At 58.5% G+C, this 20250-nt stretch carries 17 protein-coding genes; 9 read left to right on the forward strand and 8 right to left on the reverse strand.

All coding sequences use genetic code 11. The annotated features are described in order from the left end of the window. Positions 1-20: 20 nt before the first annotated feature. Complete coding sequence (locus LOC68_RS03015; RefSeq protein WP_230215629.1) at positions 21-527, forward strand: DUF309 domain-containing protein; 507 nt, start codon at positions 21-23, stop codon at positions 525-527. Positions 528-595: 68 nt separating this feature from the next. Here the strand turns inward: LOC68_RS03015 and LOC68_RS03020 are convergent, their stop codons facing one another. The 4 genes from LOC68_RS03020 to LOC68_RS03035 all read right to left on the reverse strand — a co-directional run bounded on the left by LOC68_RS03020 (position 596) and on the right by LOC68_RS03035 (position 4673). After that, positions 596-1708, reverse strand: coding sequence for a thioredoxin family protein (locus LOC68_RS03020; RefSeq protein WP_230215637.1), 1113 nt, complete (start codon positions 1706-1708; stop codon positions 596-598). A 92-nt stretch (positions 1709-1800) separates the two neighbouring features. Beyond that, entirely contained in the window at positions 1801-2286 is a 486-nt protein-coding gene (locus tag LOC68_RS03025) for a hypothetical protein (protein ID WP_230215639.1), read from the reverse strand. Then, on the reverse strand, positions 2286-3248 hold the full coding sequence (locus LOC68_RS03030) for a DUF1559 family PulG-like putative transporter (RefSeq protein WP_230215641.1): 963 nt from the start codon (positions 3246-3248) through the stop codon (positions 2286-2288). The genes LOC68_RS03025 and LOC68_RS03030 overlap by 1 nt, the downstream gene beginning before the upstream one ends. Positions 3249-3716: 468 nt before the next feature. Further along, positions 3717-4673, reverse strand: a complete 957-nt coding sequence (locus LOC68_RS03035; RefSeq protein ID WP_230215643.1) for an AraC family transcriptional regulator — start codon at positions 4671-4673, stop codon at positions 3717-3719. A gap of 527 nt (positions 4674-5200) precedes the next feature. On the opposite strand from LOC68_RS03035, the gene LOC68_RS03040 reads away from it, so the two are divergent. From LOC68_RS03040 to LOC68_RS03060, 5 genes are all read left to right on the forward strand, one after another. Beyond that, positions 5201-6277 carry a DUF1559 domain-containing protein gene (locus LOC68_RS03040; RefSeq protein ID WP_230215645.1) on the forward strand — a complete coding sequence of 359 codons (1077 nt, stop codon included), beginning with the start codon at positions 5201-5203 and terminating at the stop codon, positions 6275-6277. A gap of 78 nt (positions 6278-6355) precedes the next feature. After that, the gene (locus tag LOC68_RS03045) at positions 6356-6868 is read left to right on the forward strand and encodes a hypothetical protein (RefSeq protein WP_230215647.1); all 513 of its coding nucleotides are present in this window, start codon (positions 6356-6358) and stop codon (positions 6866-6868) included. A gap of 191 nt (positions 6869-7059) precedes the next feature. Then, a complete protein-coding gene (locus LOC68_RS03050) occupies positions 7060-7461 on the forward strand; it encodes an ester cyclase (RefSeq protein ID WP_230215649.1) in 402 nt (133 codons plus the stop codon). A 53-nt stretch (positions 7462-7514) separates the two neighbouring features. After that, positions 7515-8048: a hypothetical protein gene (locus tag LOC68_RS03055; RefSeq protein ID WP_230215651.1), complete on the forward strand. Its 534-nt coding sequence runs from the start codon at positions 7515-7517 to the stop codon at positions 8046-8048. Positions 8049-8327: 279 nt separating this feature from the next. After that, on the forward strand, positions 8328-11600 hold the full coding sequence (locus LOC68_RS03060) for a serine/threonine protein kinase (protein ID WP_230215660.1): 3273 nt from the start codon (positions 8328-8330) through the stop codon (positions 11598-11600). 11 nt (positions 11601-11611) lie between these two features. Here LOC68_RS03060 and LOC68_RS03065 read toward each other — a convergent pair whose 3' ends face one another. The 3 genes from LOC68_RS03065 to acnA form a co-directional block, all read right to left on the reverse strand. Next, a complete protein-coding gene (locus LOC68_RS03065; protein ID WP_230215662.1) occupies positions 11612-12046 on the reverse strand; it encodes a DUF7832 domain-containing protein in 435 nt (144 codons plus the stop codon). A gap of 85 nt (positions 12047-12131) precedes the next feature. After that, positions 12132-13868, reverse strand: a complete 1737-nt coding sequence (locus tag LOC68_RS03070; RefSeq protein ID WP_230215664.1) for a hypothetical protein — start codon at positions 13866-13868, stop codon at positions 12132-12134. Positions 13869-14081: 213 nt separating this feature from the next. Then, positions 14082-16790 carry an aconitate hydratase AcnA gene (acnA, locus tag LOC68_RS03075; protein ID WP_230215666.1) on the reverse strand — a complete coding sequence of 903 codons (2709 nt, stop codon included), beginning with the start codon at positions 16788-16790 and terminating at the stop codon, positions 14082-14084. A gap of 204 nt (positions 16791-16994) precedes the next feature. On the opposite strand from acnA, the gene LOC68_RS03080 reads away from it, so the two are divergent. Further along, positions 16995-18071, forward strand: a complete 1077-nt coding sequence (locus LOC68_RS03080; RefSeq protein ID WP_230215668.1) for an AI-2E family transporter — start codon at positions 16995-16997, stop codon at positions 18069-18071. A 211-nt stretch (positions 18072-18282) separates the two neighbouring features. Here LOC68_RS03080 and LOC68_RS03085 read toward each other — a convergent pair whose 3' ends face one another. Then, entirely contained in the window at positions 18283-18795 is a 513-nt protein-coding gene (locus tag LOC68_RS03085; RefSeq protein ID WP_230215670.1) for a CAP domain-containing protein, read from the reverse strand. Positions 18796-18903: 108 nt separating this feature from the next. Between LOC68_RS03085 and LOC68_RS03090 the strand changes: the two genes are divergently transcribed. Beyond that, a complete protein-coding gene (locus LOC68_RS03090) occupies positions 18904-19827 on the forward strand; it encodes an Lnb N-terminal periplasmic domain-containing protein (RefSeq protein ID WP_230215672.1) in 924 nt (307 codons plus the stop codon). 10 nt (positions 19828-19837) lie between these two features. Then, the gene (locus tag LOC68_RS03095; RefSeq protein ID WP_230215674.1) at positions 19838-20134 is read left to right on the forward strand and encodes a DUF971 domain-containing protein; all 297 of its coding nucleotides are present in this window, start codon (positions 19838-19840) and stop codon (positions 20132-20134) included. Positions 20135-20250 lie beyond the last annotated feature (116 nt).

Genomic DNA, 20250 nt, shown 5'->3' on the forward strand with positions numbered 1-20250 from the left:
GACGAAAACCAGAGCCGCCGATGAAACGTTACCTCCCTGATTTGCCGTTTCCCGCTTACTCCTATGTGCCAGGGATGCACGTCCATCCCATTTCCCATCCGGATGGGCACAGCTACCAAGCCGAGACGGCGGCAATCGAAACGCCAGCCGATCTGCGCAGCTGCCAACAATTCTTGCGGGGAATCGATCTGTTCAACGGCGGCTTTTACTGGGAAGCGCACGAGGCCTGGGAGCCGATCTGGCACGCCCAAAAGAGAGCAGGGGCGCCGGCCGATCCGATCCAAGGATTGATCAAACTGGCCGCAGCCGGCGTGAAAGCTCGCGAAGGTTCGGCGACCGGCGTCTCGCGACATGCAGCCCGGGCGCTACAACTTTTGAGCAGCGCAGATGCGTCCGACCTGCCGATCAATCTCGATGAAGTGCGAGCGCTCGTGCAACAAGTCGCGACGCGCCCCGAGAGGTTTTTGAATACGGAAGCGGCGCCGGCACGAATCCTCTTCACAACGGCGATTCAGCTTTCCGATTGACTTGTTGACCGCGCAAAAAAAGAGGCTCGCAGATTCGCGAGCCTCGATTGGTCAATTCTGGCGGCAGACTATTCGCCTGGCTTTATCATACGAATCGCCGGAACGCCGGCCGGCTGGCCTTGCTCCTTGAAGCGGGTCATTTGCTTTTTGACCGCCTCGGTCATCATTTTCTCCCGCTCTCCGGCAGCTTCGGAAGCGAGGATCTCATTGGCGATGGCGATCCCTTCGTCGTACTTCTTCACTTCCGAGAGATAACGCATCTTCAGAAACTTGACGGTCAATACGCGGCTCGGATAATCGGCCGCGTCGGTCGCCGCTTCGTCAAAGTAGGCGAGCACATCCTCCGGCGAAGCCCCTTCTCGTTTGAGCTTCATGAACCCAGCGGCCAGGTCAGAGTTAAACTGTTGCTCAGCGATTTCGCGCTCAAACTGTTCCAGTTTTTCCGACCACTTCTGGGCGATCGCGTCATCGACCCCGCGGCTGGCGTCGATCGTCTTTCGCATCGTCTCCATCCAACCGCTCTTCAGCACCTCTTCCGGAACGGCTTCCAAGATCGCGTTCAGCTGCTTGTAGTCGGTAATCTCGGCGACTTTCGCCCCCGCCTTGGCGGCCGAAACCTTTTCGCCGACGGCGACGATTTCGTCAAACGAATTCCAGAAGTCTTCCGGCGCCTTGTAACCGACCATCTGCCCCTGCGGCATCAGATCAGCGTCGACGAAGTAGAGGGTCGGGAAGCCGCGGACCGCCAACTTTTTCTTAAGCTCATCGTTCTGCTTTTTCAGCTCTTCCGACTGCGGCTTGCCATGCGGAAAGTCCAGCACGACCGGCACGTAGCGTTCTTCCAAACGCTTGGCGGTTCCCGGTTGCAGCAAAACCGCTTTCTCCAGTTTCACGCAGAATCCGCACCAGTCCGATCCGGTAAAGAAGAGGATCAAATCTTTGTTCTGGCTCTTGGCCAACGCCTGCGCGGCGGCGACGTCGGTCATCCACTCAACATGGCTCGGTAGCGGCGCCGCTTCTTCAGCTTCCGTTTCCGCGACCGCCGGCTCTTCGGCGACGACAACCGGGGCCAGAGTCATCACGAGCGGTAGCGCCAGCGCGTAAACGCGCGCATGCAGCCGCAAATGGGAAACTACCGAATTGGCGATTCCGCTCGGGACCGCCCACTTTTCTTTCTTCATACCGAAAACTTTCGCCTTAGAAATTGGATTGTGTACTTGGCCGTGACCCACCGATCACGCGCCTGCTATTTCTTTAACGCGAAATCCGCGGCCTATTTGGGCATTACCAGAGAGGCCGGTTTCGCATTTGATTGTTTTAGTTCGATGTTCGTCAGTTCGACCGGGGAGATTTCGTTGCGTCCGCTCTTGATCGTCACCGTCATATGGGGGCTCTCCGGATTCCAGAACTGCTCCCCCAGCTGATCGGTGGTGAACGCCGTCAAATGGACGGGCCACCGAATGATCCAGGCGTATTCGCCGGCCGGAGCGCCATCCCCCGGCTCGTAGGTAGTCAACACGTACGTGCCGTCTTCCTGAACGATCCCCCAACAGTCCGACTGCCGCGTATCGATCGGCTCTCCCAACTTGATCAGTTTAACAACCGCATCTTTGGGAGGGGCGCCATTGATCGTGACGCTTCCCGATGTTGGGTAGGTCCGCGATTTCCAGTCGCTCCGACCGCAGCCGATTGCCGACAGCAAAACCAGCCCGATGGCCGCAGCCCCAGTTGATAAATGGATATTGCGGTCCATTCGCATTAGTATTCTCCGACGATGTCGCCATTGTTGCAGGAAACGATGCTCGCAACGGTCGTCGGATCAGTACCGTCGCTCAAGAAGCGAACCGAGCCGTCGACCAGGGCGAACTGAATACCGCCGGGATGGAACGAAAAGGGCGCCCCGTTCCAGTTGCTGACGTTCATCATGCCGCCGGTAAACGGAATCGGCGTCGGCGATACGCCGGTCGGGTTCGACGCATTCAATACGAGCGAGCAGCGGAGAAACGAGCCGAACGTCGGCGTCGACGACTCGGGGTTGGTCCACGATTCTCCTTTCGATCCCCACTCGAAGATATTGAGAACTTTGACGGTCGAAGCCATCTTCGTTTTGCCGACCCACCAGCCCGACCGCCCCGCCGATTCGTACGTCAGCATCGTGTTCGAGAGCCCATCCGTGATTTTGGCGAACCGCATCCATTCGTTATTGCTGAAGGCCGCCTTGTAGATCGACATCGCCGGCGGCGCCGTGCTGGTGACCGCCGCCATCTGCACCGGAAACGCATAGTCCGGCGTCATAAAACCATTGTAGGTCGCATTGGTGCTGGTGATCGGCGTTCCCGCCTCCGGCGCTGAGGGACACATGTAGACCGTCGGCATCTTGTCCTTCATCACCTGGTTGTTTGCATGACTCCAGTTGACCGAGTGATCGTAGAGATCGGCCACGTTGCCCGCTTCGAGAAACGGCAGCAAGGCGACGCTCGGACCAGCATTCTTGTAGGTGAGCGACGTTGACGCCGCGATGTTGCCGGCCCGCGGCATCGACTGAAAGGTGTCGTGATAGTTGTGTACCGCCAATCCGGCCTGTTTCAGGTTGTTCTTGCAACTCGAGCGGCGAGCCGCTTCACGGGCTTGCTGGACTGCCGGGAGCAACAGGGCGATCAGAACGCCGATGATGGCGATCACCACCAGCAATTCCACCAGCGTAAACGCGTGACGTTTCATGGGATCTCCGATCGATAAACGTGACCAGTCAGTCGAATTTGCGAGCCGACAAGTCGGATGAATGAGGACGCGAGACACTCACGCAGCGCGACCATGTAACCATGGCGCCCTCCTGGTTTCGGTTTGCGTCGCGCCACGAGTAGGACTCCGCCGCGTCCGCAAATTCGCCAACCAGGATTGGGGGCGATCGAAAAGCAAAACCAATGCCGAAACGAGCCGTGCCAGAGGCTGCGGTTGTCCGAATTGCCGCCAAATGAATATCCGCAACTCTTTTGTGAAATTAGACTTACAACATCACCCACCAATCGAATACCCATTCCAAACCAAGCATGCGTCAGAGCGCTCGAAAAACGGATGAGAATAATCGGCGCATGAGCGACCGCTGCCGCAGCCAGGAATGAGTAAAAGTGATGCAACCGGGCCGCGTCTGCCCAAAATCAGGTCACAAGAAACGCCCCACGACGCCCCTTAGCCAAGCAGGCTTTGGCGAAACGCTCCCGGCGTCACGCCGAACGCCTGGCGGAACTCGCGCGAGAGATGGGACTGATCGCAGTAGCCGCAGCTTTGCGCGATCTGCAGAACCGATAACTCCATCTGCGTCGGGGAAGCGAGGAGCGTCTTCGCTCGCTCCAGCCGCAGCTTCATCAGGTATTGCTTCGGCGACTCGCCGAGCGTCTGGCGGAAGAGCCGCACGAAGTGGCCGCGACTGACCCCCGCTTGCTGAGCGAGTTGATCCAGGCTCAGATCCTGCGCGTAATTTGCGTGCATGTAGTCGACTACGTTCTTCAGACCGCCGGGCTGTAGCAGCGCGGCGTCCGACGGCGCTCGATCTACGTTTCCGGCCAGTTCCAACAGCCGCTGCAAGATGCTGGTCTGCAAGTGCTGCTGCACCATTCTGCGGCCGGTCTCGGGCGCCGTACGTGCGTGGATGATCAGCTGCTTCATCAAGACTCGCAGCACCTCGTCACGGAACGACTTGCTGAGCAGCCGCTCGGGCGAGACCTCTCGCCCCTGGGTCGCCGTGCGGAAGTATTCGTGGACGACCTCCTTTTTGATGTAGATCATGCAGGAGTGATATGGACCGATTCCCTGCATGCGGACGACCGTTTCGTCATCCCCAAAGACCAGATTTCCCGGTTGCCCCTGGCGAATGAAGCGGCCGGCGCCAAAGTCGGCCTCCAGCGGAACGCGCGAATCGCAATCTTCCAGCAGCGACAAAAAGAAGTAGTCGCGATGCGTCCCGTCGTGGAACGCTTCCGAAAGAAGCATCTCGGAGAATTCCCACGAGTCTTCCAGGTCGACGCGATAGTCGATCGCCAGCACGCGATCTTTAAACCATCCCGGCGATTGGCGGAACATCTTGCACGAGTCGACGTCCGACTTCAGCGACTGCCGCAACCGCAGGAATTTGGCCAAATCATCCATTCACGAGTCCCCACGCGCAGTTGTTTGGAAACAACGGGCTGATCGTTTTCTGGTTTGCGTTGCGGTCCTGATCGGGAGACGTGGGGCTGGGCGCCGCAACACTTTTCGATGATAGACCATTCCACGAAATCTAGAAGAGAAGAAACTCCAACGAGCGCCAGAACCCTCCTTTTGCGCCAACGCTCTCCCGTCCGTAGAGCAAAAACGTCTGCGCATCTCGCAACGCTAAACGCCGTACGCTTAGAAACTTTCGTCGCCGTCGCTTGTCAAAATATGCAAGCAGTTCGCGAGGCCTCTTCCGCTATTGGTAAGAGATTTTCATTTAGCCTGATGATATGGCGGGACTTTAAGACATTCACACTGGCGTTTGTCGTTATTGCATGAATTGCAATGCGACGTTTCAAATTATTGTATCAAATGAATTGTCGATTTTACGTGAAATCACGATACACTCGGTTCTGTAGTCAAGGCGGATGATTGCATCGCACGCGGTAATTTCCCAGTACTTTAGGTGGAGATTTCCTCTTATGACTCTCTCTCCTCATTCATCTTTTCGTTTTTTCTCTCGCAACTCGCGTCGTCACGGCGCATCCAAAGTCGTCCAAAAATCGACCGGGTTCACCCTGGTTGAGTTGCTGGTGGTGATCGCCATCATCGGCGTGTTAATCGCGTTGTTGCTTCCCGCGGTACAGCAAGCCCGCGAAGCGGCCCGTCGCATGCACTGCAGCAACAACATGAAGCAGTTGGGGCTGGCCCTGCACAACTACGTCGATACGCATAAAGTGCTGCCGGCATCGAGCCGCGGTTATGGCGGCTGCGTCGGCACCGCCGTCAACAGCGAAATCAAGAACGCCAACGGCATCGTGGCGATTCTCCCGTTCCTCGAGCAGAACGCCGTCTACGACCTCTTCAATCACAAGGAAGCCTATTCCGTAAATCCCGGCAGCTACCAACGAGCGACCGGTACGGTGGTTGGCGATCCCGCGACCAATGGAAACGCCGCGGCGGCTCAGACCGAACTGCAAGCCCTCCTTTGCCCGTCCGACAACAACGAAGTTAAGGGACGCTGCTCCGGCGGCGCGTATGGTCCGGCCTCCGGTTTCTCGGGTGCGGCCACCAACTACGACTTCATCGTCAACTGCGGTCTCGAATTCGGTACGTGCAACGGCTACGCGACCAGCGCTTCCAACACCAAGCGGATGTTCGGCGCCGACGTCAATACGAAGTTCGGCGATGTCACCGACGGGCTTTCCAACACCTTCATGATGGGGGAAACGACCAAGTACCACGTCAACGGCGGCGCCTTTGCGTGGGCCTATCGCGCCTGGGTGATGACCGGCATCGACCCGCACTACTCGGCCACCAACGGCGGCATCAACGTCTGGCACCAACCTTGGGTCCACAGCACTTGGCAAAGTCCTCCCTTCGTGCCGATTCGTGGACGCGCCCGCAGCTGGTGGGTCGCCGCGGCCAGTCTGCATCCAGGCGGATGCAACTTCCTGATGGGAGACGGTTCGGTTCACTTCATTCCTGAATCGATCGACAAGCCGACGCTGCTGAACTTGACCTGCATGTCGGACGGCGAGGTGGTCAAGCTCCCCTAAAACTCGCTCCTACCCCCGGAACAGAACTCACGACGCTTCGTTACCAACTTTATTCATATTCTTTGGTAGGTGAGATCCATGTTTCAGTTATGGAAGATCGGCGCATCCCTCGCCGTTATCGCCATGGCCGGTTGCAGCGATTCCGGTCCACTCCGCTTTCCCGTCGAAGGAACGCTGATGCTGGACGGACAGCCGGTTCCGTTTAAGAGCCTGACCCTGGTTCCGACCGATGGAACCATGGGACACGGCGCCTCCGGCTTTTCGGACGCCGAAGGGAAATTCAATCTGCAGGCGATCGTCCCGGGCGCCGTCCGCGACTATCGCGGATGTCCCCCAGGCAAATACCAGGTCGTGATCAGCGAGCCCCTTATTCCCGTCTCCGAATCCATTTCGCAAGAAGCGATCCAGGGAGAGGCGATCGGAGAAGAAGGTCCTGCCGCGGCGATGGCGATGGTCATGCCGACGCGCCGGCGGGCGAAAAGAGATGGCGACATCCCGCTCCATTACACGTCCGAACGAACCTCTCCGCTGGTTGTCGAAGTAGCCGAGGGAATCGAATCATATGAGTTGGTGATGCTGTCAAAGCGGTAATCAGCCGCTTCCGCAATGTCTTCGCTGCGACGCGACTAGTCCACTCTTCTTTTCTACCGAAGTCATGGCGCGACCCAGTCGGCGAACCTTTCCCCGACTGGGCCGCGCTTGACCCTTTCGCCGCTTTCGCTATCCTACGTTCCTTCAACGTGGAACGTACGTCTCGATACCAATTGGATTAGCTGCGGCACATGGATGCGAATACTTCGCCGGAATCGGTAGTTCTTCAATACGTCGACGCCTTCAATCGGGGCGATCTCGACGCGCTCGCCGGACTGCTGGCGGATGACGCGGAGATTCAAGGAGTCCTCGGACGCGGTAAAATCGACGTCGTGCTGCCGATCTGGAAGCAGCTGATCGAAGGCTACGGCATGCAGCTGACGATCGAAGAAATGATCTCTTCTGACGACGTCGTCGCCGTTCGTTACACCGAACGAGGAACGTTCAAAGCGCCCGCCTTCGGCCAGCAGCCGACCGGCAAATCGTACGAGCTGCCGGCGATGGAATGGTTCACCATTCAAAACGGCAAGATCGTTCGCCGCTGGGGCGCACGCGACGGCGCGTCGCAGGCGCGGCAGTTGGGGCTAGCGTAGTTCGCGTTGATGATTCTGGCCTACTTTTCTCTCGCCGCATTTCCGGGGATCGCATGTTCCGTCAGCTGCAAAGAAAACGGCTCCTCTCCGTTGCTTTTGTCTCGTTCTTGGCCGGTTGCAGCCAACCGCCGCAGCCTACCAATTCGTCCGGTCCGAACGTCGCCGCCGCGTCGGCTACGCCGCAGCTGACGGCTTTTGGCGCATTCGCGACCGAAGCCCCGCAAGATTGGCTCATCGCCCGCACCAACACGCCGCAGACGATGGCGTTCTTCGTTCAGCTGGGCTCCGACGGAAAAACGCCCAACGCGATGATCAAGGTCGACGTCGGCAAACCGGTCCTCCCGACCTTGCAAGCGACTGCCGAAGCCTTCGCCGGCGAAGATGGAACGATCATCCCCGGCGCTAAAGTTGGCGACGAAGAGGCGATCCTGGTCGAAACGCCAAGCGCCACCAATGCTCGTCCCTGCGTCATCGTCGCTTGCGTGCACAACGACAAGCTCTACCTGATCATGGGGTCGAAAGAAGGGGACGTCGACGTCAAGCTTGCCGTCGAACATCTCGTGAAGACCTGGCAGTGGACGGACTAATGGCCGCGTCCCCGGGCCTGAGCCATTCGACATTGCGCACTTCGCGCAATTGCGCCCCTTAACAATTCACCGAAGGGTCCCCGGAACGGGGAGAATTTCTGTCCACTTATCCGCATCGATTCCGCACTCTTTTCGTAGGCGAAGCTGGTCCCCCTCCAATTGGTATGGGTACAATCAGTTTCGCCTGCCAAAACGGGGCAATTCGCAGCTATTAGGACTCGTTGCGAAGTCAGCTCATCGTTCCTGGCCCCTGATCACACTGATGCGAGACGTTGGATAATGCTCGACGACCGGCTGTTGGATCTGCTGGAGCGATGGGAAGAGTCCGCCAGCCGGGGCCAAATCATAGACGTCGCAGAACTGGCTGCCGGTGACGACGACTTGGCGTCTCGATTGCGTCAACATCTTAGCGCTCTCCATCGGATGGTCTGGCTCCAGCAGGAAGTTGCGGCAGGAGAAGAGCTGCCCATTCCTTCTTCCGACGAATTGAAAAACGCGCTGCTGCTGCCCGACGAACTCGATCTGGCGACCTTCCAAGCGAATCTGACCAAGGTCGACCTCCCCGATCCAGCGGCTCTTGCCGCACTGCTGAAAAAGCATCGGGTGAAAAACGCCTATCAGCTCGCCAACTTGCTTTTGGAATCGGAACTGCTGACACGTTTTCAACTCCGCGCGATTTCGCGCGGTCGCACCCGCGGTTTGCGATTGGGTCGTTACGTCATCCTCGACAAGATCGGGGAAGGGGGGATGGGCCAGGTTTACAAGGCCCGTCATAGCCGGATGGATCGCGACGTCGCGATCAAAGTCCTCCCGCGCGAAGCGATGAACAAAGCGAACGGAGTCGAGCGCTTTTATCAAGAGGTCCAAGTCGCCGCCCGCCTTAGACATCCCAACATTGTCACCGCCTATGACGCCGACGAAGGGGAAGGGCTTCATTTCCTGGTCATGGAGTACGTCGACGGTCGCGACCTCAGTTCGATCGTTCATCGCGAAGGCCCGTTGTCGCCGGCCAAAGCGGTCGACTGCGTGCTGCAAGCGGCGCAAGGTCTGCAGTACGCACACGGAGTTGGTCTGGTCCACCGCGACATCAAGCCGGCGAACTTGTTGCTGAACCAGGCCGGCGTGGTGAAGATTCTCGACATGGGGATCGCCCGGATGCAGAACGACGCCAACTCGGCTGGGCTCACCCAAAACGGGACGATCATGGGAACGGTCGACTACATGTCGCCGGAACAAGCGATCGACGCCAAGACTGTAACGCCGCAAGCCGACCTCTATAGCCTTGGCTGCACGCTCTACTATCTCCTGACCGGACGTCCTCCGTTCGGCGGCGATTCGATCATGGCGAAGTTGCTCTGCCACCGCGAACAATCGCCTCCCAGTTTGATGGCGATTCGCAGCGACGTCTCGCCCGCGCTCGAAGCGATCTATCAAAAGTGCGTCGCCAAATCGCCCGCCGACCGCTACGCTAGCGCCGAAGAACTGATCGCCGATCTGGAGCAGATCCGACCGCAACTTTCCGACGCTGCGGCGCCGCTTGCCTACAAACCAGTCGAGTCAAACGTCGACACTTCCTCGACCGGCATCTTTGCGACGATGATCCACGCGACCAGCGCCGCAATTCCCGGTTTGACGATTGATCCAGGTCAAAAGTCGCAACCGGCGCCTCGGCGGCGAGGGGCCGCGTTCTACGGCGGCGCGCTGGTGATCGGACTTTTACTCGGCAGCGTCGTCTTCTTCGGCGCCGGCGCCCTCTTCAAATTGGGCACGCCGAACGGAACTCTCGTCGTGGAGGTGGATGGAGAGGACTACGTCGCTCATCTGCGTGGTCACGAGCTGAAGCTAATCAACGAGAAGACGCAAGACTCTCTAAAGATCACGTTACTCAGTACTGAGGAAACGCAATCGCTTCCCCCAGGCGACTACAAGTTTGCTGTGGAGACGAGCAGCGGCCTGAAAACCAACGTCAGCGCGTTGACCGTCACCAGCGGAGCCGAATCGAAAGTCCAAGTCTACTGGGAAGACGCCGCTGCCGTCGCCAACATACCGGCGGAACCTGCGCCGCCGGTTAGCCAAACGCCAACTGCCATGGCGACCAATCCAGCGCCATTCAATTCGCCATCTTCCGCTCCGTCGACTCCCGCCGTATCGACGGCAACGCTTTCTCGCGACAATGACGACTATGCACAAGGGGAGTGGGTCTCGCTGCTCACTTCGCAAGCGGAGGTGGATCGTCTCATCGCCGCCCAAGAAAATCCTCCGGCCGACTACGAGCAAGCGACGTTCAGCGACGGGATTCTGACGACGAAAGAAACCAACGTTATATTCACGCCGTTTACTGCGAAGAACCTGATCTTCCGAGCTCGCGTCAAACGCCACGGCGGCAGCAATGGAATCCTTCGCATTAAACAAGGGATTGAGTACGGCGCTTTCTGGACTTACCCAGTTACGAACTTCTTCATCGGCAAGAATCTTCCCGGCGGAGGATTTCAAACGCTGAAGCGAACGCAAACTCCGGCGGCGCCTCCCGAGTTCTTCGAGATGGCGTTTGTCGCCATCGGACGAACGCTGATCCTCTACATCGACGGCAAAGAGCTGTTCCGTTTGGATCGAGATGAGGAGCCGACCGACCAGGTGCGACTAAGCATTGGGACCCATCGTGGCCATGAGATGCAGTTCAAGGAGATCCAAGTGATGGTGCTGGACGATGACGTTAAGGCGCCGGAGACGAAAGCTGCCCAGGATCCTGACTACATCGCCGCCAAGCGGATCCTTTCCGCAGGTGGAAGAGTGACCGTCAATCGGCAGGAAATCACCTCCGAGTCGCAACTTCCCGCGCCGCCGTTCGAGATCAAGAGCGTTCATTTCGTCCACAGCAAAACCGCGACCGATGCAGACCTGGCGCCGCTGGCCAACTGCCGTAGCGTCGAAGATCTGTCGCTATTCGGCTGCTCCAACTTTACCGCGAACAGTTTGAGCGCGCTGCGCAATTGCCGGAACCTGCGGAACGCAAATCTCAATATGACCTCCAAGGTCGGTCCTGGTTTGGTTCATCTTGCCGATTGTCAGCAGTTGGAAGAACTTCAACTCTGGATGGTCAAGGTGACGTTGGCCGACGTACTTCCGGTGGCCGATCGAAAGTACAAACGTCTCAATCTGGGAACGACCGCCGTCACGGACGATTGGCTCCCTTATTTCAAGCAAGTCGCCGACCTGGAATTCCTCAATTTGCGATTCACGCGCGTCACCGACAAAGGTCTGGCTCAATACCAGACCTGCGAAAAGATCAACAGCTTGTCGCTCGGCAGAACCGGCGTCACCGACCTGGGATTCTCCTATTTCAAAAACTGCCGCGACATGGAGCTGCTGATCATCGCAGAGTCGGCGATTTCGGACGCCAGCGTCGACCAGATCTGCAGTTACAAGAAACTGACCGGCCTCGAAATCGAAAAGACGAAGATCACCGCCGCCGGCGTCGAGAAAATTCGCCAAGCGTTACCGAGATGCAAAATCAGTTGGGACGGGGGAACGATCCAGCCGGCGCAGCGGTGACCCCGCCGCGTCTAATCTTCCTCCTGATCCGCAATCCAATCGCGAAACTGCTCGTCCAGCACCGGCTTCAGCAGGTCGAAGTTTTCCCACGTGTCGGCGACTTGGTAGATGTCGTCCAGATCTTCGGCGAGCGTCTCTTCGTAGTCGGTCAGGTATTCGCCGGTCGAGAAGTCGAAATAGTCCTGGGCGAAGCGGTTGCCAATCGGGTTCAAATCGGTGTCGCTGAACTTGCCGTCGCAAACCTTCAGAAAATAGGCGCCAGGGGTGATCTCGCGCCGCCGGAGCGTCTGCAGATCGCCTTCCAACTCCTCGGTATGGAGCGGGCTCCCCAGTCCGCGAAGTAGCGCCCACGCGAGGAACATCCCGGTATGCGTGGCGCTCGCTTCAAATGGGAGCCCCTGGGGAAAATCTCCCTCGTAATGCCACGAAGCGTCGTCGTACTTCATCGGGCGCCTCCTTGTCAGCCAGAGGATAGAGCGTCGCCGGAGCTTGTCGCATCAAGCGGCAAAAGGCTGCCTTGAATGTCCCACGCTACTCCTCCGCGTGCAAGTCGCTTTCGTCATACCACGGGTCCATTTCGTAAAGATCCATATCGCCCATATAGAAATCGAAATCGTCTTCCTCATGCACCTCGATCTTCTCTAGCAGCAGCTCAAAGCGTGGGGAAGGGGCGGAGAGAACCCAATCGGTCCCGCCGTAATGTAACCGCTCATGGCGGAACGCCGTCTGACCTCGGTAATATTCGGATCGCCAATCGGTACCTAGATCATCACGTTCATTCCATCCGAGAAGGTACAGCAGGTACCCCTCGTCGGTTCGTCGATAGCGACAGTCGGACAGCGCAAACCGATCTTTCGTCAGCATGGGAGGGAGCTCGTCCGGCAATTCGGCCCACGTCGCCGGATATCGTCCGTTCCTCAAATAATAGCGCTGCAGCGCGATCGATCCCTGGAGCAACTGCAACCGACCTTCCGCCTCGTCACAGTAGAAATCCGCATCGCCGCCGAACGTGTATTCCAGCGTATAGTTGTCAGCCGGCACGCGAGTTCGAAGAACGGGACTCAAATAGAGACGCCATTCTGAGTCCGAGTCATGATAGTTGGCCATCGCATTGTCCAATTCATTGCGAAACTGGATGATTGCCGCTCTACGTTGGGTGACGTCACTTATCGAAGCCGCTGCGGCGACCTGGTCAAACCAGTAATTGATCCGCCGCAGCAATTGGTTGCCATTGATTGGCAGCCGACTGATCGAATACGCCTTCCGATAATAGAATTCTTGCTCTCCCTCGGAGTCAATGAATCCTTGATAATCGTGACCGACCCCCTGCAACAGTTTTAGCCGCTGAAACAAGACGGTCCCGGGCTCGTAGTAAGGGGGACGGACGCCGCGAATCGTCGACTCGATCTCCTGAAGAAGCGCCTCATCGCAACGGGGATGAATTACCAATTGATGCAGCGCAAGCGAACTCTCGCTCAATCCGATACGGCGATAGAACTCTTCCGAATCCGACGATAGGGGATTGGCGAGCAAGCAAAACTGAAACTCAGCCCGCAAGTCGCGCCACGCCGAATTGAGGTCTCCGTTTCCTAGATGGAACATCGCTCGCATTCGGAGCAGATTGCGGGCCTCGCAGATGAGGTCTCCGCTACATATTTCGGCATAGAGGAACCGGTCTGAGTTCGCCTGGCTCGCATGCTGCGGCAAATACCAATAGGTTCTTCCTTCCACCTCGCGCAACCGGTCGATGGCCGGCCCATGGCGCGTCAGCCAAGCGGCCAGCGGCGGAAAATCGCCAGCTGTCCAAGGTGAGCGTGAAACGGCGCGCAGTGCATTTTGCGTGCACCATTCGTTATGTACGACGTCGCCGAACTGAACTAACGCCTCTTCTGCAAACCATCGCTCCGCTTCCGCTTTCAACTGCTCATCCCGCAGGGGCAACGACACCGTCGCTGGAAGGTCGCTCAATCCCAACTGTTCCATGGCGAAGCTTCGTTGCTCGGCGTTGACCCAGGGCTCGAGATCCATCGCCATCAAGACTGGAATCGCGCCGTTATTCTCCGGCGTCGCCCCTTTCGCTCGCTCAGTCTGGACATACTCCCAGTAGTCGACATTCCCGTCTGGTCCGATCGGCCCCGTCAGATAGGTCGTCTTCTTCGAGATCACGATCGGCCGACTTGGCCCGAACAAGGCCCAGAGCGAACCGCCCACCAGCGTGCAAACCAGCAAGGCGCAGATCAGATACCACGTCTTCCGCTTTTTCAGCATGCTGAGATCTCGCCGTTACGTCAGAAAACGGTCCATTGGCCGCATTCTAGCAACAGCGCGCGATATCGCCCCGGAATTTGCACGCTCGACTCTTACCGTGCTCGTCCGAGACTCCCACCGTGGCCTCCGTGTTCCATTCTTCCGCAAGAAACAAAAACAGCCGCAGGAATCGCTTCCTGCGGCTGTTGAATCTTCACGCGAACCGAGAGCCAATTAGCCCTTCAGCAGCTTTCGCAGCACGGTCTGCAGGATACCGCCGTTGCGGTAGTATTCCATTTCGACCGGGGTGTCGATGCGGCACTTGGCCGTGAACTCCAGGACGCTGCCGTCGGGGCGAGTCGCTTTGACCGGGACTTGGCCGCCGGGGAGCAGATCGTCGGCGACGACGATGTCGAACGACTCTTCGCCGGTCAGGCCCAAGGTTTCCCACGACTTGCCGGCGGGGAACTCAAGCGGCAGGATCCCCATGCCGACCAGGTTGCTGCGGTGGATCCGTTCAAAGCTCGACGTGATCACCGACTTGACGCCCAACAGGAAGGTTCCCTTGGCGGCCCAGTCGCGGCTGCTGCCGGTACCGTATTCTTTGCCGGCCAACACAACCAGCGGCGTGCCGTCCGCTTTGTACTTCTCGGCGGCGTCGTAGATCGCCATCACTTCGCCGGTCGGCAGGTAACGAGTCCAACCACCTTCGGTGCCGGGGGCCAGACGATTGCGGATGCGAATGTTGGCGAAGGTGCCGCGATGCATCACACGGTCGTTACCGCGACGCGAACCGTAGCTGTTGAAGTCGATCGGCTGCACCCCTTTTTCGATCAGGTAACGGCCAGCCGGGCTGTCTTTGGCGATGGCGCCAGCCGGCGAGATGTGGTCGGTCGTGACGGAGTCGCCCAAAAGGGCCAACACGCGAGCGCCGGCGATCGGCTGCAGCGCGTCCGGCTCGACGCCCATGTCGACCATGAACGGCGGCTCTTGGATGTAGGTGCTGTCGTCGTTCCAGTCGTACAGCTCTCCTTCGACGACCGCGATCTTGTTCCAAGTCGGGTTCGATTCGAAGGCGGAGTTGTACTGCGTCTGGAACATGTCGGGCGTGACGGCCGAATCGATCGTCGCCAACACTTCTTCGCTCGTCGGCCAGATGTCTTTCAGATAGACGTCGGCGCCGTCGCTTCCCTTGCCGATCGGCTCGGTCACCAGGTCGATGTCGGTGCTACCGGCGATCGCGTAGGCGACGACCAGCGGCGGGCTGGCCAGATAGTTCGCCTTCACCAGCGGATTGACGCGACCTTCAAAGTTACGGTTGCCGCTGAGGACCGCCGAAGCGACCAGGTTGCCGCTGGTAACCGCCGCCGCGACCGGATCCGGCAGCGGACCGCTGTTGCCGATGCAGGTCGTGCAGCCGTAACCGACCAGGCTGAAGCCGAGGGCTTCGAGGTCGTCCATCAGACCGGCCTTGTTCAGGTAATCGGTCACCACGCGCGAACCAGGCGCCAGGCTCGTTTTGACGTACGACGGAACGCGCAGTCCCTTGGCGACGGCGTTGCGAGCCAACAAACCGGCGGCGAGCATCACCGACGGGTTGCTGGTGTTGGTGCAGCTGGTGATCGCGGCGATCACGACGGCGCCGTGGCCGATCGTTTCGGACGAGCCGTTTTCTTGGACCGTGCCGGTCTTCGCCAGCTCTTCGTCGGCCAGGGCGAAACCGCGCTGATCGATCGGCGCCTTCAGCGAGCGTTGGAATTCCGACTTCATGTTGGCGAGCGCGACGCGGTCTTGCGGACGCTTCGGACCGGCCATCGACGGTTCGACCGTGCTGACGTCGAGCTTGAGCAGCGTGGTGAACTTCGGCGTCGGCGCGTCGTCGCTGCGGAAGATGCCGAGCTCTTTCGTGTAGGTTTCGACCAGCGCGACCTCTTCTTCGGTGCGGCCCGTACGACGCAGGTAGTTGAGGGTCTCGGCGTCGACCGGGAAGAAGCCCATCGTGGCGCCATATTCGGGCGCCATGTTGGCGATCGTGGCGCGATCGGCCAGGCTCATCTTGCTGACCCCTTCGCCGAAGAACTCGACGAACTTGCCGACCACCCCTTCCTTACGCAGGATCTGGGTGACGGTCAGCACCAGGTCGGTCGCGGTGACGCCCGGCGCCAGTTGACCGGTGATTTCAAAACCGACCACTTCCGGGGTGAGCATGTAGATCGGCTGGCCGAGCATGACCGCTTCGGCTTCGATACCGCCGACGCCCCAACCGACGACGCCGAGGCCGTTGATCATGGTCGTGTGGCTGTCGGTGCCGACCAGCGAGTCGGGAATCGCGACCGGGCCCTTGGCGTCGTCACGAACGAAGACCCCCTTAGCCAGGAATTCGAGGTTCACCTGGTGGACGATCCCGACGTTCGGCGGAACGGCGCGGAAGTTGTCGAGCGCCTTTTGGCCCCAGCGGAGGAACTCGTAACGTTCGCCGTTACGCTGGAATTCGAGCTCGACGTTCTTCTCGAGCGAGTCGGCGTGGCCGAAGGCGTCGACCTGCACCGAGTGGTCGATCACGAGGTCGACCGGAATGAGCGGGTTAATTTTGTTGGGATCGCCGCCGAGACGCTTCATCGCGCTCCGCATCGCGGCCAGGTCGACCACGGCCGGCACGCCGGTGAAGTCTTGCAGAACGACGCGAGCCGGCATGAAGGGGACTTCGCTCGGATCGGGGTTCTGCGGATTCCAGGCCGCCAGACGGCGAACGTCATCTTCCGAAACCACAAATCCGTCGCACGATCGCAGCACCGCTTCCAGCAGGATACGGATCGAATAAGGAAGCGAATCAATGTCGCAAAGTCCCTGATCCTGGAGGCGGCGAATCCGGTAAATTCCCAATTCCCCCTGAGGAGCCGAAAACGTATCGCGAGCGCCAAACGGATCGAAAACCGTACCCATGCGTCAATCTCTTTCCACAAAGTTGCACAAAATGAAAACGAACGGGCCGCCTTCACCCAGGGGTCGAGTTTACCGCAATTTTTGTTCGCTGTCTGCTAGGAATAAGGGGTCGCGGAGGTTGTAAATTCGGTCCCCAGCCGGGCATAATCGGTCGCAGTTTGTTCACCCAATGAGCGGCCCAAGGGCGAAAGCGCGGAATAATCGATGAATTCGGAACCAGCGACCCTCCCCAAGCTGAATGAAGAGCGCTCGAACCTCCAGACCGGCGCCCTTTTGATCCTCGCGGCGGTCGCCGTCTCGTTCGCCGTCGCCTATGCCCGCAGCATTTTGATTCCCTTTACGCTGGCCGTTTTCTTGAACTACCTGGTCGCGCCGATCGTCGATTTCTCGATGGTTCGGCTTCGATTTTCCAAGTTCGCCGCGGTCACCGTGGCGCTCTTGGTGGTGGGGCTGGCGCTTGTCGTCATGAGTTTCTTGGTGATGCTGGTGATCCAGAGCATTTCCGATCCACAGATGCTCCGGCAGCTCGAATTTGACCTGACGCGGAAGCTCGATGCGATCGTCGTCCAGGGGTATGCGATCGCCGACAGCTGGTTTGGGGTCGAATTTGACCGCCCTGACTCCGAATTGATCATCGCCGCGATCAAAACGAACCTGATTTCGCAGATGCCGTCATACGCCCAGCAATTGGGGGCGCTGTTGATGAGCCTGGTCTCGAGCACGGTCCTGACGACGATTTTCGTCGGGTTCATGCTGGCCGGTCGCGATCCCTACAAGGTCTCGAAAGGGATGTACGCCGAGATCGACTTGAAAATCCGCCGCTATATCGCCACCAAGTTTATGATCTCGGCCGTAACCGGCATCCTGGTCTGGATCACGCTGGCGATGATGGGGATGCGGCTCGCTTCGCTCTTCGGCCTGATGGCCTTCATGCTCAACTTCATCCCCTCGGTCGGCTCAATCATCGCGACGCTCCTGCCGATCCCGCTGGCGATCGTCGACTTCGAAAGCGTCTGGATGATCATCCTGGTGATCGCCATCCCGGGGGCGATTCAAATGACCCTCGGCAACGTGATCGAACCGATGATCATGGGAGAAGGGCTGCAGCTCCACCCAGTCATGATTCTATTAAGTCTGACTTTCTGGGGGATGCTCTGGGGACCGATCGGAATGGTGCTGGCCGTGCCGATCACCGCCACGATGAGAATCGTGATGCTCCGCTTCGAAACAACCCGCGTCATCGGCGACCTGATGGCGGGGATCTTCCCCGAGCATCTGTAAAGGCCTCGTTGGTTAGCCCAGATAGCTCCGCTATCTGGGCCGATAACGTCGGCCGGAAACATCAATCCGCGGCCGAATAGAAAACCGGCGATCGCCACACTCGTTCGAAATAGAAAAGGTCCCAGCGCCACGCGCTGGGACCTGATGCTTCTGGCGGCTACGCCGCCCAGATAGCGGAGCTATCTGGGCTAACCATGCGCCGCACTATTTCCTAGTTGCCGTAGACGCCGACCCAATAGGTCGAACCATCGCGAGCGACCGCGTAGCCGTAACCGACTTCACGAGCGCCGCCGAGCAGAATGGCGCGATGGCCGGGGCTGTTGAGCCAACCTTGGAAGCACGAGTCGATCGACTTCGCATTCCAGAGGATGATCTCGCCAGAGGGGCTACCTTTGTAGTGGTGGCGACGAGCGCGAGCGACGAATCCGCCGTTCACCGAGTGGCTGAACTGACCTGTCTTCGCCATGTACCAGGCATGATCCTGAGCGGCTTTGGTCAGTTCCGGGTTCAGTTTTTGCGACGCCAGGCCATACTGGCCGCGAACGACGTTCGAGTGATTCCACATCTTCACCAGAGTCGGGTGATTGTGGAGGAACTCGTCCTTCACCTCGGCGTCGGCCTTTTCTTCTTTGGCTTCCGGTTTGACGCTAGCGTCATCGGCAACCAGGGTCGCAGCGAGGGTCAAGAGCAGGGTCAGGGAGAGAGCTTTCTTCAGTTCCGTCATTTTCTTTCGGGGGGAATGGGTGGTAGGACTCCGTTCGAAGAACGAGCATTTTTGCGGCCTGGGTAAGATGGTTCAACTCTCCCAATGGGCCGTGGGCAGGAAAAATCGATGTTGCAGCGGCCGTGGATCGGTTGCTATAACCCGCGGCGAATTAAGCACTTGAGCCCGCAAGCCTTTGCCGTGACGCCGATTTACCGCGGAAGTCCGCTCTCTATTTTTTCATCCAAAATGCTCTGCATTTTGGTGGTGGGAGCCGTTGCGCTCCTCTTTTCGGGCTGCGCTTCGCTCACTCCCAACAACGGTCGCAACTGGGCGCCGGATCAGACGCGGTTGCCGACGTACGACAACGTGGCCGGCCAAATCACCATCCACAACGTGCGAAATTGTCGTTACACGTCGTCCGACAACTACGTCGTTCAGTATTACGACAAGCAATTCAATCTGAGCGACATCCAGACGGTCGACTTTCTCGTAGCGCCGTTCAACGACACGCCGTCAGTCGCACACACGATGCTCAGCTTTGGCTTGGCCGACGGCGACCAAATTGTCTCGTCCGTCGAGATTCGAAAAGAAGCGGATGAAGAATACTCGGCCTGGAAAGGATTCTTCAACCAGTACGAGCTGATGTACGTCATCGGCGACGAACGCGATATCATTAATCTCAGTTCCAACCAATACAAAAGCGACGTCTATCTCTATCGGACGATGGCGACGCCTCAGCAGTCGCAAGAGTTGTTGCTCGACGTATTGGAACGAGCCAACAAATTGGCGGTGAAACCCGAGTTTTACAACACGGTCACCAACAACTGCACCACCAATATCGTGCGGCACGTCAACGACCTGGCGCCCGACAAAGTTCGCTACAACTACAAGGTCCTCTTCACCGGCTATAGCGATGAGTACGCCTACGAACTAGGCTTGCTAGATCAGAGCGTGCCATTTGAAGAGCTGAAGAAGCGCTCGCTCATCAACGAGCTGGCGGCCAAATACGAGTACGATCCTGACTTCTCCGCCAAGATCCGAAGGCGATAATACCATTACTATGACGCCAGCTGATATCCAAGCCGACCGACCTAATCACACTTTGAAGATCAAGTGGTCGGACGGTATGGATAGCTCGGTCGACTTCTGGTCGCTGCGATGCAGCTGCCGCTGCGCTCGCTGCATCAGCGAGCATACCGGCGAGCGTCTCTTGAACCCCGACGACGTCCCCCGCGACGTCAGCATCGAGTCGATGGAACTGGTCGGCGGTTACGCCCTGCGAATCCGCTGGACCGACGGCCACGACACCGGTCTCTTCACCTGGGAACATCTCCGCGAAGCGACGCTCGCCAGCTAGCACTGCCGTCGTTTTACGCCGAATTCGTGCGGAATTACGCCAAACTTCATAATTCTTGATAGTTCGGCGTTGCTGCATGACGAAATTCGGATTAGATACGCCCTACTGTGATTTTG

Origin of the sequence: Blastopirellula sediminis (assembly GCF_020966755.1) — a bacterium.
GTDB lineage: Bacteria > Planctomycetota > Planctomycetia > Pirellulales > Pirellulaceae > Blastopirellula > Blastopirellula sediminis.

Excerpts from the sequence above, each read along its gene's own strand:
- LOC68_RS03015 (WP_230215629.1), top strand. The coding sequence starts at position 21 with ATGAAACGTTACCTCCCTGATTTGCCGTTTCCCGCTTACTCCTATGTG.
- LOC68_RS03020 (WP_230215637.1), bottom strand. The coding sequence starts at position 1,708 with ATGAAGAAAGAAAAGTGGGCGGTCCCGAGCGGAATCGCCAATTCGGTA.
- LOC68_RS03025 (WP_230215639.1), bottom strand. The coding sequence starts at position 2,286 with ATGCGAATGGACCGCAATATCCATTTATCAACTGGGGCTGCGGCCATC.
- LOC68_RS03030 (WP_230215641.1), bottom strand. The coding sequence starts at position 3,248 with ATGAAACGTCACGCGTTTACGCTGGTGGAATTGCTGGTGGTGATCGCC.
- LOC68_RS03035 (WP_230215643.1), bottom strand. The coding sequence starts at position 4,673 with ATGGATGATTTGGCCAAATTCCTGCGGTTGCGGCAGTCGCTGAAGTCG.
- LOC68_RS03040 (WP_230215645.1), top strand. The coding sequence starts at position 5,201 with ATGACTCTCTCTCCTCATTCATCTTTTCGTTTTTTCTCTCGCAACTCG.
- LOC68_RS03045 (WP_230215647.1), top strand. The coding sequence starts at position 6,356 with ATGTTTCAGTTATGGAAGATCGGCGCATCCCTCGCCGTTATCGCCATG.
- LOC68_RS03050 (WP_230215649.1), top strand. The coding sequence starts at position 7,060 with ATGGATGCGAATACTTCGCCGGAATCGGTAGTTCTTCAATACGTCGAC.
- LOC68_RS03055 (WP_230215651.1), top strand. The coding sequence starts at position 7,515 with ATGTTCCGTCAGCTGCAAAGAAAACGGCTCCTCTCCGTTGCTTTTGTC.
- LOC68_RS03060 (WP_230215660.1), top strand. The coding sequence starts at position 8,328 with ATGCTCGACGACCGGCTGTTGGATCTGCTGGAGCGATGGGAAGAGTCC.
- LOC68_RS03065 (WP_230215662.1), bottom strand. The coding sequence starts at position 12,046 with ATGAAGTACGACGACGCTTCGTGGCATTACGAGGGAGATTTTCCCCAG.
- LOC68_RS03070 (WP_230215664.1), bottom strand. The coding sequence starts at position 13,868 with ATGCTGAAAAAGCGGAAGACGTGGTATCTGATCTGCGCCTTGCTGGTT.
- acnA (WP_230215666.1), bottom strand. The coding sequence starts at position 16,790 with ATGGGTACGGTTTTCGATCCGTTTGGCGCTCGCGATACGTTTTCGGCT.
- LOC68_RS03080 (WP_230215668.1), top strand. The coding sequence starts at position 16,995 with ATGAATTCGGAACCAGCGACCCTCCCCAAGCTGAATGAAGAGCGCTCG.
- LOC68_RS03085 (WP_230215670.1), bottom strand. The coding sequence starts at position 18,795 with ATGACGGAACTGAAGAAAGCTCTCTCCCTGACCCTGCTCTTGACCCTC.
- LOC68_RS03090 (WP_230215672.1), top strand. The coding sequence starts at position 18,904 with ATGTTGCAGCGGCCGTGGATCGGTTGCTATAACCCGCGGCGAATTAAG.
- LOC68_RS03095 (WP_230215674.1), top strand. The coding sequence starts at position 19,838 with ATGACGCCAGCTGATATCCAAGCCGACCGACCTAATCACACTTTGAAG.